Origin of the sequence: Vibrio sp. CAU 1672 (genome assembly GCF_029223195.1) — a bacterium.
Classification (GTDB): domain Bacteria; phylum Pseudomonadota; class Gammaproteobacteria; order Enterobacterales; family Vibrionaceae; genus Vibrio.
Genome location: NZ_JARHUF010000001.1, coordinates 347786 through 361703 on the forward strand (window position 1 = coordinate 347786; position 13918 = coordinate 361703).

11 protein-coding genes are annotated in these 13918 nt (G+C 48.4%); 2 read left to right on the top strand and 9 right to left on the bottom strand.

Translation table 11 applies throughout. The features are described 5' to 3' along the window. Positions 1 to 40 precede the first annotated feature (40 nt). The 7 genes from P2G85_RS01530 to P2G85_RS01560 all read right to left on the bottom strand — a co-directional run bounded on the left by P2G85_RS01530 (position 41) and on the right by P2G85_RS01560 (position 8262). The gene (locus P2G85_RS01530; RefSeq protein WP_275862337.1) at positions 41 to 679 is read right to left on the bottom strand and encodes a TetR/AcrR family transcriptional regulator; all 639 of its coding nucleotides are present in this window, start codon (positions 677 to 679) and stop codon (positions 41 to 43) included. 143 nt (positions 680 to 822) lie between these two features. Next, complete coding sequence (locus P2G85_RS01535) at positions 823 to 1089, bottom strand: hypothetical protein (protein WP_275862338.1); 267 nt, start codon at positions 1087 to 1089, stop codon at positions 823 to 825. 30 nt (positions 1090 to 1119) lie between these two features. Further along, on the bottom strand, positions 1120 to 2283 hold the full coding sequence (gene nhaA, locus P2G85_RS01540) for a Na+/H+ antiporter NhaA (protein ID WP_275862339.1): 1164 nt from the start codon (positions 2281 to 2283) through the stop codon (positions 1120 to 1122). A gap of 318 nt (positions 2284 to 2601) precedes the next feature. Continuing rightward, entirely contained in the window at positions 2602 to 3618 is a 1017-nt protein-coding gene (locus P2G85_RS01545) for a lipocalin-like domain-containing protein (protein ID WP_275862495.1), read from the bottom strand. A 32-nt stretch (positions 3619 to 3650) separates the two neighbouring features. Next, positions 3651 to 6104, bottom strand: coding sequence for an ABC transporter permease (locus P2G85_RS01550; protein ID WP_275862340.1), 2454 nt, complete (start codon positions 6102 to 6104; stop codon positions 3651 to 3653). Further along, positions 6085 to 6756, bottom strand: coding sequence for an ABC transporter ATP-binding protein (locus P2G85_RS01555; protein ID WP_275862341.1), 672 nt, complete (start codon positions 6754 to 6756; stop codon positions 6085 to 6087). The genes P2G85_RS01550 and P2G85_RS01555 overlap by 20 nt, the downstream gene beginning before the upstream one ends. A gap of 129 nt (positions 6757 to 6885) precedes the next feature. Continuing rightward, positions 6886 to 8262 (bottom strand): MATE family efflux transporter, encoded by a 1377-nt coding sequence (locus P2G85_RS01560; RefSeq protein WP_275862342.1) that lies wholly within the window; start codon positions 8260 to 8262, stop codon positions 6886 to 6888. Positions 8263 to 8357: 95 nt separating this feature from the next. Here P2G85_RS01560 and P2G85_RS01565 point away from each other — a divergent pair, with 95 nt between their 5' ends. Next, complete coding sequence (locus tag P2G85_RS01565) at positions 8358 to 9791, top strand: DUF2867 domain-containing protein (protein WP_275862343.1); 1434 nt, start codon at positions 8358 to 8360, stop codon at positions 9789 to 9791. Between the two features lie 28 nt (positions 9792 to 9819). Here the strand turns inward: P2G85_RS01565 and P2G85_RS01570 are convergent, their stop codons facing one another. Next, complete coding sequence (locus P2G85_RS01570) at positions 9820 to 10410, bottom strand: NapC/NirT family cytochrome c (protein WP_275862344.1); 591 nt, start codon at positions 10408 to 10410, stop codon at positions 9820 to 9822. Between the two features lie 29 nt (positions 10411 to 10439). Next, positions 10440 to 11063, bottom strand: coding sequence for a cytochrome c-553 (locus P2G85_RS01575; protein ID WP_275862345.1), 624 nt, complete (start codon positions 11061 to 11063; stop codon positions 10440 to 10442). A 554-nt stretch (positions 11064 to 11617) separates the two neighbouring features. On the opposite strand from P2G85_RS01575, the gene P2G85_RS01580 reads away from it, so the two are divergent. Beyond that, the gene (locus P2G85_RS01580) at positions 11618 to 13882 is read left to right on the top strand and encodes an OmcA/MtrC family decaheme c-type cytochrome (RefSeq protein WP_275862346.1); all 2265 of its coding nucleotides are present in this window, start codon (positions 11618 to 11620) and stop codon (positions 13880 to 13882) included. Positions 13883 to 13918 lie beyond the last annotated feature (36 nt).

Below are 13918 nucleotides of genomic sequence, written 5' to 3' on the forward strand. Positions count from 1 at the left end.
TGTTCACTATTACCACTTACGGCTTATGCTTATTATTCGATTACAAGTTATATTGCTCAGCAGACATCCCTGCTGACAGGTAGGGAATCAATAAATCCACAACAGATTTCACTTCGGTTTCATGACCAAACTTACTTTCGGCAATTTCACTCAATGCCCGACTGGAAGCCATGGTGAATACACAGGTACCCAGCGTAAAGTGTAGCCGCCAAAACAGGGTCTCTTCGGTTAACTTTGGGTTTGCTTTAAGTATTGAATGGATAAAGAGATCCAGCACATCTTTATAACGGGTTGTAATAAACCAGCGCAAATGCCCTTGCACATCAGTGTAACCACGACCAATCAATAACATGAACAATGCCGTACCGTTAGGTCGCACTTCATTCAGGTTACGCAGTGGCAAACGGAGTGACTCAAACACATCGTCCATTGAATAGTCATCGCGCGTGTTCAGTTCAATAAGTGAGGTATTAATACGTGGCATAAGAGCTTCAAGGTAACGATCCAAGACGGCTCTGACCAAACTCTTTTTGTCACCGAAATGATAGTTCACTGAGGCAAGATTGACGTTTGCCTTACCAGTAATCGTCCTGAGCGAGGTATCATTGAAGCCATGCTCGGCAAATAATCCTTCCGCGACATCGAGTATTTTTTCTTTTGTTGTACTTCTCGGGGCCATTTCAATCACTCGTATTAAACAACTGTTTGAAATATACCCCCTCTCAACGCAATTAACAAACGATTAACATCACACTTTCCAGCATTGGTCTGACCAGATAGAAATATTCTCGTCTAACCCACTAAGTTCTAAAGAGAATATTTTTATGCTGAAAAAGTTAACAAAAAAATGGAACTGTTGTGCAATGGACCGGTCTGAATAGATGTAACGATGAGAGCATTGAAAGCTTTTCTGGCCGTCAAACTTGCTTCTATCTTTTTGTTACGTTGCTGCTTTTTCTTATTAACTCCTATGTTTGTATCTGCCCAGACACTTTTTTCGTCTGGGCTTTTTTTCGTCTGAGCTTTCTTTCGTCTGAAAATGTAAAAGAGCCACCTAAAGGCCAGCGGCGTCCCAAGTTTACCGGGCATAAAAAACCTCCAATAAAGGAGGTTTTTTTATCAGGTTAGCACTTCTTGCTTAGCTTGCTTTGGCAAGGATAAATGCAGTAAGAAGTAACCAATTAATGCTGCAGAGGTCGAGCCCATCAGGATCCCCAGGCGTGCATAGGTATCGAACTCCGGACTGACATTACCGAACGCCAGCGACGAAATGAAGATCGACATGGTAAAACCGATACCACACAACACTGAGACCGCAAAGATATGACGGAAGCCTACGCCTTCAGGCAACTTAGCAATACCTAACTTTACTGCTGCCCAGCTAAAGCTGAAAATTCCCAGTGGTTTACCAATAAGCAGGCCCAGTGCAATTCCCAGCGGTAGCATTGATGTCAGGCCTGACAATGAGACACCTTGCAACGAGATACCTGCATTCGCGAAAGCAAACAGCGGCAAAATACCAAAGGCAACGTACGGGTGCAGTGCATGCTCCATATGCTTTAACGGAGAATCTTCGCTGGTCTTCCCTTTAAGCGGAATGGCAAAACCAATTACAACCCCAGCCAAGGTAGCATGAACACCCGATTTCAGTACCGCTATCCAAAGGATCAAACCTACGACCATATACACACTGATCTTGGTCACCTGTTTCGCGTTTAAGATAAACAGCACCGCCGTCATAATAAAGCCGATCGTCAATGCCATTGTTGAAAGATCACCGCTGTAGAACAAGGCAATAATCACCACCACACCAAGGTCATCGATGATTGCCAGAGCAAGCAAGAAAACTTTAAGGCTGACAGGCACGCGTTTACCGAGCAGGGCCATGATACCCAGCGCAAAGGCTATGTCGGTAGCCGCCGGGATCGCCCAGCCTGAAATCGCTTCAGCATCGCCCGCATTGAACGCCACATAAATCAGAGCCGGGGCTAGCATACCGCCTACTGCCGCAATGGCCGGGAAAATAGCAGTTTCTTTTGACTTCAGCGCCCCTTCCAGTAACTCACGTTTGACTTCCAGGCCAATGAGCAAGAAAAATACCGCCATCAGTCCGTCATTGATCCAATGTGAGACTGACATACCAAATACATAACTATGCAAGAAAGCCTGATAAGTGTCACCCAGCGGAGAGTTTGCGATCATCATAGCGATAGCAGCTGCAATCACAAGTAAGATACCACCTGCCGATTCCATCTTAAAAAAGTCACGAATGACATCGTTCATGGTTTTGTCCTTATATTTATTGTCTTGATAAACGATTAACAAAGAATGCCTGAAGTGTATAACTAATGATTTTATGGGAATAATCGCTTGTTCAGAGCTTAAACATCGTAATTTCCGAACATTTAGATACAGAACATCGTATTTACCAACACATTGATTCAAATTAATCATAGCTTGCAGGTATTGATTACCTCACGTGATATCTTAGTCACGCTATAAACTTAGCATATCATTTGCACTCGCTGGTAAAGACGACTATGCCCACAAGCCAGGATAGCAGCCACAAAAAAACCACCTGTCCGGTGGCTTTTTTCACTCTCAATAGCCGTTAAGCTGCATAAACCCCCAAGCTTCATGAGAACCAGAAGCGAGAGCCGGGCCTTCCCAAAGTGGCACCAGGAAAGGTAACCACATATTTTGATTCCTGACTCTGGTCGTCAGGCTAATATTGTACTCTGGAATATTGATCTTCCACTTCAATGGCAGTCTTCGCCCGTTTGGCAAGCTGGTGCTATCAAGCGCGATAAGGGACAACTGCTTATCAGTAAGATTGATCGTTTTTCCGGAACGTGTGGAGAGCGTACCGAAAACAGATGGCAGCTGCCCCAGATAACGATAGCGGCTGACAGTAAGTGCGCGGCCATCATCCAGATTAAACACGAACCAATCCAAGCCCTGTTGTTCATCACCGAACAAGCCACTGCCCCACTCTTTTTGCGTCCACGCGCTACCTACAACCGGGATTTCTTTGCCATCAAGGATAAGTCTGCCATTTACCTTAAGAAAAGGAGCACTGAAGCTATATGAAGCAACAGACTGCAAGGTGTGCTTCACCTGGTAACCACGTTTTCCATTCAGAACCAACGGGCCACTGGTAACGGTATCAAGTTCAACACCGAAACTATCGGTAGCAATATCAATACTTCCCGGAAAAGGCATTGCTCCAAGAGATCGCCAACTCCAGTTATCTATCCATAAGCGAAAAGGTTTGCTCACCAGACCTGCCTGACCAATCCCGCCCCGAGCAACCTTCTGCTCACGCCATACTTTTGATCCCTTACTGACCACAACATGAGATAAGTAAACTTGAGGGCTTTGCCATCCTCGCATTTCTCTTTCATCAGTAGCTAACCTCACATAACGCCACTGTACGTGATATATCGTACCGTTCTTATCTCTTAATCTTGCAAAGTAATTCCACCATTCATGCTGATACTCTGGATGAAACGCAAAATCACGCGGCAAAACCACACTCCTATTTGGCAGGACGGGCTCAAAAACACTCGTAGCACAGACCAATGAGCTAAAACTGGCAAGCAGAAGCAATAATGCCATTGCTATGGGGTTTCGAGGCTTGATGTTTTCCATTACAACGCATCCCTGAGAGACTTCATCGGAGTACTTTTGATCATTCGTAATACAGGTAAGGCGCCGGCCGCGATGATGGCCACCATCGCCCAGGCAATCGTTTGGGCATATTTCCAGGGTATAACTTGTAGCTCCAATGACCAGCCAAACGACTGCTTAATGATAACGTCAATAATAAGGTGGGCTAAAGCCATTCCAAGAGGAACCGCGATGATTGCCGAAACAGCACCAAACACAAACAACTGTAACCCGCCTAAGATAACCAGCTCTTTATCCGACACCCCCATACAACGCAACAGGGAGAAGTGCCGCTGCCGGGAAAGTTCCCCCGCCAGTGTCGCAAAAAACAAACCAAACACGGCAATAATGAGGGTGATGTTCCCAAGCGTATCTGCAATAGCAAAAGTGTGATCAAACACCCGCATTGCCTGATTGTAGATGTTGTTGTTATTAAACACACGATCCTGAGGCAAACGGAACAACTCTTCCATGCGATGCTTCAGCCCGTCACTGTTAACGTTATCCCGCAGCAGAACGCCAAGGCCAACGTTGCCAGTGCCTGCAAACGCGTGAAGCCAGTTTCTATGCGACAACAGAACCTGGTTGTATGGATTACCATAATCATAGTAGACCCCAACAACGAGCCACTTCTCACCTAACGGGTGTGACAATTCAATTTCATCGCCGGGACGAATATCCAGTTTGAGCGCCATCGACTCACTCACCATCAGGCTTTGCGTGTGATGCAACTGATACCAGTAATTGGGCACCCCCAATTTGACCGTCAGCGCATCCAGCTCCCCCTCTGAAGCACCGGAACTGACCACCTGTAGCGCGCCAAAATCGGTGGATAGTTCCTTTTCCCATCGCCACCAAACCATATCCACTTCAGGTTGCTCCTTGAGCCAGGAGCTCATTCGCGCCGCTGAGTTATTGGTTGGATAAATGTAGATATCAGCGGCCAGTCGCTGATTTAACCATTTGTCGGTGGTGTCACGAAAGCTACCAACCATGGTTTCCACGCCAATATTAGCTGCCAGCGCCAACATAAAGGCCATAGTAGCAACACCACGATAGCTCATACTTGCTGCGGCATCGGCAAAAAACCAGCGGGCTCGAACCCAACGCAACGAGAAAGAGAATTTCTGAAACAGATGCCACATCAAAAAAGGCAGGAATAAAGCAACACTAACCAGCATCAACGCAGTGATGGTAAATCCTGACTCTTGGGTTTTCGGGGCTTGATAGACCGCAATCGCCATGACACAGCAAGCACAGGCAGCAAATGCCTGCCAAGAAAACTCTTTGCCGGCAAATCGCATCAACGACAAGCGTGACGAAAGCCGTATAGGCTGTGCCTGCAATAAGCGGATCAACGGCCACAAACAGGAGATCAGTGCACCCATCGCCGCCATCGCCAAACTGTACAGGCTTGATTGCCACGACCAGCCAATACTTAATCCAACGTTAGCATCATAAAGATCGCTCAGACTTGACGAAACAGCAGGGATCAGCTCATTAGCCAGCAGTAAGCCGAAGAAATTACCACATGCCCAGGCTACCAGAACCAAAATCGACAGTTCTAACAGCAGCGCCTGTGCCAGTTGCATACCATTCACACCTGTTTGGCGCAAAATTCCCACCAAACGCTGGCGTTGGATAAAAGACAACGACATCGCCTGATAAAAAATAAATAAACCAACCAAAAATGACAGCATCCCCATGGCCGTTAAGTTCATGTGGAAAGCCTTAGTCAGCGACTCCAGCTCGACACGGCTACTACGAACCAGTGACATCCCCTTGGGTAACATCGTTTTTAAGGCTTCAAGCTTCTCGTCCGGCATTTCTCCACAGGCAATGGTTGACAAACCCGAGCTGCGTTTCAGCATACGTAATAAAGAAATATCCGTAACCAGCCGGGTCCCGGTCAGCAACTGTTCAGTATCGACTTGGATCGGACCAAGCTGACTACCGTCATTGAGTTCAATAAAGTCGCCATCCTGCCAACTAAGGTGCTGCGCCAGATCCTGACTTACCAGTATTGGGTAAGGAGGCTTCATTAAGCTTAAGGTGAGGAAATCATCCAGCGTCCGGCCATCTTCCAACGGCAGCATCGCAACCGGATCAATGCCCACCAGCATAAGACTCATGTCATATTTACTGTCTAAATGCAGCACATCAAAAGGCGCACACTGGTTAAAGCCAGCCCGTCTCAACTGAATATAGAAACCTTGGGGAATTTTGTTTGCAGAGTGTTTAGTACGAATTCGGTACGGTAATGGGTTAGAAAACAGCTGTTCGCCCGTTGCATAACTTTGCCGGGCATGCTGGTTAATCGAGGTTACTCCGGCAAGTAGTGAGACCCCAAGTGTTAAACCAAGCCAGACAAGGATAATTTGCAGAGGATAACGTCGATAGTGACCAAGTAGTGCTTTAACTACGGGCCATAACATGCAACTGCCCTCCCTGAAGACGGATCTTACCTTCCATGTGACCGGCAACTTTTTCACTATGGGTTACCAAAAGCAAAGTACACTCTAGCTGTCGAGCCAGCGAGGTAAGCAACCGCATCACCGCTTCAGCATTTCTTTCATCCAAACTGCCGGTTGGTTCATCGGCCAATAAGATTTTCGGTTCCATATATAACGCGCGAGCAATAGCTGCCCGTTGCTGCTGTCCACCGGACACCTCTTCGGGATAGCGCCCCAGCAGTGGCATCAGATCAAGTGCAGAAAGGATCTGGCGCCACAATGCCCTATCCTCTGGCAGACCTTTCAGTTGACGGCAAAAACGAATATTGTCGGCGATATTCAGTGTGGGTAACAAATTGAACTGTTGAAAAATATTACCGATGTTATTGCGTCGATATAAAGTGCGGAGGTTTTCCGGTGCATCATGCATCGAAAAATTAGGAAAACGAATTTCTCCGGAGTCTACCGTATCTAGCCCGGCAATCAGGTTCAGCAAGGTACTCTTACCAGAACCACTCTCTCCCATAAGGGCGAGTTGCTCACCTTGCTGCAATGTTAATTCTGCCCCTTGTAGAACAGGATGAAACTCCCCCCCATCTACATAGCCTTTACATAGGTCTGACAGTTGTAACATTGATTATGCCGCTCGAATGATGTTTGAAAATTGGGATCAGAATCTACACTAATTTCTTGTTCGTAGAAAGTATTTTGAATTCTGGCTCACACTATTAAAACAAACTGCTGTGAAACACACACCACACAACTACGTCTCGATCAAATTATTTATCCATTTTCTACTACTCATTCGCATTAGTGACCCCACCCACTTGACAACTTCTTCAGTCAGGAAAAGTAAATAAACCCATTGGGGTTCAACGCCGAGATATATCACTGCAAAAGCTGCGAGTGGAATACTGATCAACCACTGAGCGAGCAAATCCTGATACAAGCAAAACTTCACATCTCCACCGGCTCGCAACACCCCGACGATTGCCATCATGGGTACCGAACGCAAAACCACGCCGAGCGCTAAAATCAACATGAATTGTTCCGCCAAAGCCCGTGTTTCACTGGATAGGGCGCTGAAACAATCCAGAATCCATTGGTTACTAACCAGCAACGTCAAAGCAACCCCAATGGCAATCAATACATTCAGAATCAGTGTCGCCCACGCCTGGTAATAAACCGGGCCGTAGTTTTTCGCCCCAAGTTGATTACCAACCAGTACCGCAGCCCCGTTAGATAACCCAATCATCATCGCTAATGCGATTGACTCGACCGGAGTCATCACCGACAACGCCGCCAAACCTTCTACCCCGGCCTGCCCCATAATAGCGTGATAGGCAAAAAGGCCTCCGGCCCATGCCAGAAAATTGAAAGTGGTAGGTAACGACAGTTTGAGGAAACGCAGCACTTTGTCCCAAACCAGACATGCCAACAAATCTGCTACTCCAAATGTGATGGTATGCTTTTTAAGCCAAAGGTAGCTGAACAAACAGCCGACTTCGATAGCGCCACTGATCACCGTTGCAATTGCAGCACCTTTTATCCCCATCGCCGGTAGGCCGAAGTGACCAAATATCAGCACCCAGTTCAGGAATATATTAGACAAAATACCGATGCCGCTAAAAAAGGTACTGATCCCCGGCTGGTGCATCGCGCGTAACCCAACCGCCATACTCGCAACGCAAGCAACCGCAAACATACTGACAGAGACAATCGTCAGATACTCTGCCCCTAGTCTGATCACCTCTGAGGAGTCAGTCGTCAGCGCCATGATCTGTTCTGGCAGGACAACAAACAGCGCGACCGTAAGTGCGGCAACCATCATAGCGATCAGCCAGGTTAATGATGTACCCTGCCTGACACCATCCCGATCGCCCGCTCCCCAGTATTGGGCCGTCAATAATGCGCCCCCGGTAGTCACACCGACTAACATAATCGTGGTCACAAACGTCGCTCGGGCTGCCACCCCGACCGCAGCAATTTCGGCTTCACCGAGTTGTCCCAGCATCAAAACATCAACCAGCCCCCGGCTGGAAAACATAATATTTTGCAACGTAATCGGTAATGCGATCGCAATAAGACGACGTAAAAAAGTTTTGTCTGTGTACATCAACACCTGAGAAAAGAAAGCCACGCGCACTCCGGTTACAACTTATTGATAGATTTAGAAAAGTACTCCATTATTATACTTGGCGGTGATTTTTCCACCAGCAAATAAGAGGATTAGGGATGAAAAAAGTTCTGGTTTTAGGTGCTTCCGGGTATGTCGGTTCACAACTGATTCCCCAATTGCTCACACTAGGCTTCCATGTCACCGCTGCTGCCAGGCATATTGATTATCTGCAGGCACGCACCGCGCCTCATCCGCACCTGACACTTCAGTACCTGGACTTAGCCGACGCCGATGCAACCAAAGCTTTGGTCAACAACTTTGATTTAGTCTACTTCCTGGTTCATGGTATGGCACAAGGCCATGATTTCATCGACTACGAAATCGAGCTGGCAGAACATTTCCGGGCAGCGTTGGAAACAAGCCGGGTGCGCCATGTGATCTACCTGAGTGCCATTCAACCGGAAAATGGCCACTCTATGCACCTCGCCGCGCGCAAAGCCACCGGTGAGATCATCCGCCAGGCCGGTATTCCGGTAACCGAGCTTCGCGCCGGGGTGATCATCGGCCCCGGCTCGGCAGCCTTTGAGATCATGCGTGATTTTGTCTATAACCTCCCGATATTAATCGCCCCAAAATGGGTAGATTCAAAGGCCAACCCGATTGCGCTGGATAACCTCAATCACTACCTCCTGGCACTTGCCCAAACCAGACCTGCCGCACACCAAATCTACGAGGTCGGCGGCCCGGACATCTTGAGTTACCGCGACCAGTTTAAGGTGATCTGCCTACTGGCGCACAAACCCTACCGGCTCATCGCCACGCCACTTTTTACCCCCAAAATGGCATCGTTCTGGCTGGGTATTGTTACCTCGGTTCCCTCCAACATCGGTCGAGCCTTACTGGCAGGCCTGGAGCATGACTACATTGCTGATACCACTGACATTCAAATGCGTTTTCCTCAACCACTGATCAGTTATGAGCAAGCCGTAAAAAGCGCGATTGCACACGAGGGAACCTTTGTCCGCAGCAATGTCTGGGGGTTTGATCCCGGAGCCCTGCATCGCTGGCAACCCGGTTTTGGCTACTATCCCAAACAAGCCGGCACTTCGGTTAGAACGAATGCATCCGCCAATAGACTGTGGCAGGTGGCACAGCGTGTTGGCAGCCGTGAGGAAGGCTATTTTTTTGCAAACGCACTGTGGCGAACCCGTGAATGGCTGGATGTGCTTTTTGGCGGCGGCAAGCCCGTACGCCGCTCACCACCCGGGCCGAAATTGAAAGTCGGTGACTTTATTGATTCATGGAAAGTCATCCGCTGTGAAGAAAACCACTTCTTATCGCTGTTTTTTGGCATGAAAGGCCCGGGGCTTGGACGGCTGGAAATAACCATCAAAGATCTGGGTGAGGAGCGGGAGCTCGATATTACCGCCTGGTGGCACCCACAGGGTTTTCGTGGCCTGCTGTATTGGTATGCAATGATGCCCGCCCACCTTTTCATCTTTAATGGCATGGCAAGAGCAATCATCAGAAAAGCCAGCAAACTTCTCTAGATATTAGCTTACAAAAAGACCCAACAGGTTATTCGGCTTGAATGGATTCATCGGAATCTTGCGACTCCGCCTCTTCTGGTAATCGGTGGGCAATACCGGCATGACAATCAATGCACGACTGTCCTCTTTGTTCCATCATCTGGTGACGTCGGGCAGTTGTACGACTTTGACTTTCCAGATCCATTCTTTCTACCAAATGACAGTACTGACACTGTTTAGACTTATCATTGATAAATTCCTGCGTCACTTTTTGTGCCAGACGAGGCCGGTGTTCCGTCTCGAAATTTTCCAGAGTGATCCGGCCGGTTAGCTTATGGAAAATATCTGCTGTCGCACCTATTTTTAGCGCGATTTTCGGCACAAACTCCCTCGGCACATGACAATCGCTGCAGGTCGCGGCTATCACTCCCTGGGGATTTTTAAAATGAGTCGATTGCTGATATTCCTCGACAATCGTGTCCATCCCCACGTGACAGCTATAACAAAACTCGTTGCTATTGGTGTAATTCATCACGCCGTGATAAGCACCAAGCGTAACCACACCTAAAACAAATGCAACCACGCCCCCCAGCGGAATGCCCAGCATCCATTTCTTTTTCGGTTGACTCCACAATCCCATACCCGGCATCCTGGTTTTGGTTGTTCAATTTATTGAAAGCTCGCGTAATATTCGGATAAGGCTACCAGCTCTTCGTCATTCAGATTCCTAATGGCCTGATCCATTTTTTTATCCACCGAGCGTTCACCGCGCTGAAATTGCTTCAAAGTCGTGAGCAGATAGCCTTTTTGCTGGCCGGCTAAAATTGAAGCTTCGTCATACGGATCGCCTCCGCCTTGCGCATGGCAGCGATCGCAGCTCTTGTCATGAATCACTTTTCCTTTCGCGGCCAGATCAGGATCAAACGCTTGTTTCGCCCGAATAAACTCCATCTGTGAATAATGAACAGCCAGCGCTGCGATATCCTGCTCAGACAGCGCTTTGACTACCGTCGCCATATCCCCGCTTTTACCAGTATCCCCGTAAAGATGATTGACCGTCGCGGCGGGCCTGCCTTCGTTGTAGCGCATCATCTGGTCAAGCAGGTTAAACTCGGGGATCCCGGCAATAGAAGGAATATCGGTGTTTTGAGACACGCCATTAACACCGTGGCACGCTTCGCACTCAAAACGTTGGTTCAGGTCAGTTGTTGATGCCTGAGAGGCGGTAGTCATAATGGTATACATCACCGTTAACGCCAGGGCTTTGATTAATTGTTTTAAGTTGACAGACATGAGTTACGCTTCCTTGTGTTTATCTGTATGCAAAAGCTGGATGTCACTGAGGTCGGTTCACAATCACGTTATCCTGCTGGTAAACTTACCTGCCTGAAACTGCGCTGAAGAGCAGATAAATTGGCAATATACCACCTCCCTCACATCACGCCGCGATAACATTATAGCAACACACAGATTACACACCATTAACCAGTATAATCCAAACCACTGCGCTTTACTGAATTAGCAGCACTGCTGGAACCCAACTTTCAGCAAGTACGTTACGCCACTCTAACCGCATCAACACCATCACCATTTATCCAGTAACGAACCACGTTAAAACCGATGCTCACATCAGAACTGATGACCCCACCAGAAGAATGTCAAACACTATATTGTGTCTATACTCTTATCAGTTATCGATTTGCCGGCCTGTATTTCCGTGCTTCAATCATTTGCAACGTACCGGCGATCAGAGAGCAAGGTAACCCAATTTATCAGTCACTTATTTCAGTCAAGGATGCAGTAAAAAATCAATCCCACGTACATTTAGGATGAAAGCGAGAGGGAACATGAACAACATAAAATCAATTCTCATCACAATCCTTGGATTCTTTCTGGTTGCATGTGGTCCAGATAGTAAAAATGATCAAAATGCCCCACCGCCGGATATAAATGCATTTAGTATCAGTATTGATACGCCATCACTGATCCCTTCAGAAACCGGTAGCGAAACCAAACTAGTGGTGAACTTCTCGGTTGTTGACGGAGCCGGACGTGACTACAGCCTCGACCAGGAAAAAGATTTTCGTATTGCCGTACTTAAGGCAATGCCTGCGCGCAGCGATACTGAAGACGGCACTGACCCCGCTTTTGCATTCAACGGGCGTCATGGCAACACGTTTTGGAAGAGCTTCCATCACTCAAGTAACGAGCCAAACAATAAAGCCCGTATGGAAAGTGTCTGGGATGGCGACTTGGTCAAAACGGAAACCGGCTACCGATACACCTTTGCTATTCCGGATATTTTGAAAGTAGCCGATCCCTACCCTGCAGATTCCACAACTAACAACGGCTACATCGCATGGGATGAAGATAAATTGCACCGTATCGTCATGGCATATGGCGATCAAGCGCTGGGATTTACCCATGTATACGAGTGGCAGCCCAACGCAGAGTCGGACGCTGCAGTAACAAGAAACGTAATTGGACAAGGCACCTGTGAAACCTGCCACATGGGAGAACCGCTTTATCACGGCCCGGGCTATCGCTCAATTGATAACAATATCGCGGTATGTACCTCATGCCACAATGACAGCAACCCCGGAGCGGCGCCGAGCCGTCGTCCTTTGGCGGCTGTAGTCCACCAATATCATGGGAATATCTTTAAGCTTGGCAGTGACCGTAATAACCTCACCACGTACAAACAGCCCGTCGATGAAAACGAACAGCTGGTCGCGGACATTAATGGCCTGGTGGTTGAAGGTAACCCTTTCCCACAGGACGCGCGCAACTGCACGACCTGCCATACCAATGACGTCACGCTCGCCTCCGACGCTAAAAACTGGTTTGAACACCCAACCCAGGTAGCTTGTGAAACCTGCCACCTGTTCCGTGATCGCGGCGCACATGACAACCAAATCGGAACCGCATGGGTTCGTGACGGTTCACCGCAAAACACTTGCACTGGTTGTCACCGGCCTTATGAACGGGACGATAATGGTGAGCCTATCATTGGCCAGGATGCCAGTCGCAGCGCCAGAACTGTACATACCATGCGCTTGGCTAACCTGGCAGCGGCAAGAGACTCTTTGCAGGTTAATATCGAGCAAGCACGTTTTGTCGATCAGAGCTTTGAAATCCTGGTTCACGTCAGCAAAGATGGTGTCGGTGTCAAAACGCTGGATGAGATCACCCCATTTATCAACGAACATGGCCACCTGAATCTGCTTTTGAACTGGGATGATGGCCTCGGTCCGGTGCTAGCAAATAACGATCTGGATATGACGGAAGATGGAACCAGCGGTGATGGTTGTGTCGCCGAAGGCAATGGACGCTTCAGTTGCCATAAAGACTTCAGTGACTCGGCAGCTCTGCCTGGCGCAACCAGCAAACTCACCGTGAACATGGCCGACATGCCATTATGTGCTGACAGGAAAACGGCAGCTCTGACCAACTGTGACAGCTTTACCGGTATTGACCTGCTCAATTATCCATTTGTCATCGCCGCCAACAACGCCTCCGGAGCTTTTGATACCGGTGGCGTGGCGGTCTCTCACCGACTTCCGGTTGGGGCGGATATCGACAGCTGTAATGACTGCCACAAGGAACTGACTATTCACAAACTGGGCGCGCATCCCCATGCGGCAACGGACTTTCAACAATGTAAGAACTGCCACAACTCAGAACGTTCCGCTTACTACCCGGGTATGGCGGCGGATCTGAAATACCATGTGCACTCCTTGCATACCTATGGCTCAAATCGGTCTGGCGATCCGGAGTATCCCGGCGCGATAAACAACTGTGAAGCTTGCCACACCAAGTCACAATACAATCTTCCGAGTACGGAAAATACCCGCCCTTCCCTCGCAAGCGACAAGTATTTCAGCCCGGCACTGGTCGCTTGTGGGGCATGCCATCTTGAGTCAGCCATCGCCAATGCGGACCCGGATAACGTCGCCGGTGATGCAATACTGACTCATATGCTCAATAACGGCGCCGTTTTCGCCGCCGATACCGCCGCGGAAGCAACAGGAACAGAGCAATGTGCCAGTTGCCATGCGGTTGGTCAGGCTCAGGGTGTGGACAAAGTTCATCACGTGTATGACTACCGTTAACCACGCAGACAAAAAAGCAAAAGGATAACCAACAAC

Coding starts and splice junctions, on each gene's coding strand:
- P2G85_RS01530 (WP_275862337.1), bottom strand. CDS start 679: ATGGCCCCGAGAAGTACAACAAAAGAAAAAATACTCGATGTCGCGGAA.
- P2G85_RS01535 (WP_275862338.1), bottom strand. CDS start 1,089: ATGCCCGGTAAACTTGGGACGCCGCTGGCCTTTAGGTGGCTCTTTTAC.
- nhaA (WP_275862339.1), bottom strand. CDS start 2,283: ATGAACGATGTCATTCGTGACTTTTTTAAGATGGAATCGGCAGGTGGT.
- P2G85_RS01545 (WP_275862495.1), bottom strand. CDS start 3,618: ATGGCATTATTGCTTCTGCTTGCCAGTTTTAGCTCATTGGTCTGTGCT.
- P2G85_RS01550 (WP_275862340.1), bottom strand. CDS start 6,104: ATGTTATGGCCCGTAGTTAAAGCACTACTTGGTCACTATCGACGTTAT.
- P2G85_RS01555 (WP_275862341.1), bottom strand. CDS start 6,756: ATGTTACAACTGTCAGACCTATGTAAAGGCTATGTAGATGGGGGGGAG.
- P2G85_RS01565 (WP_275862343.1), top strand. CDS start 8,358: ATGAAAAAAGTTCTGGTTTTAGGTGCTTCCGGGTATGTCGGTTCACAA.
- P2G85_RS01570 (WP_275862344.1), bottom strand. CDS start 10,410: ATGGGATTGTGGAGTCAACCGAAAAAGAAATGGATGCTGGGCATTCCG.
- P2G85_RS01575 (WP_275862345.1), bottom strand. CDS start 11,063: ATGTCTGTCAACTTAAAACAATTAATCAAAGCCCTGGCGTTAACGGTG.
- P2G85_RS01580 (WP_275862346.1), top strand. CDS start 11,618: ATGAACAACATAAAATCAATTCTCATCACAATCCTTGGATTCTTTCTG.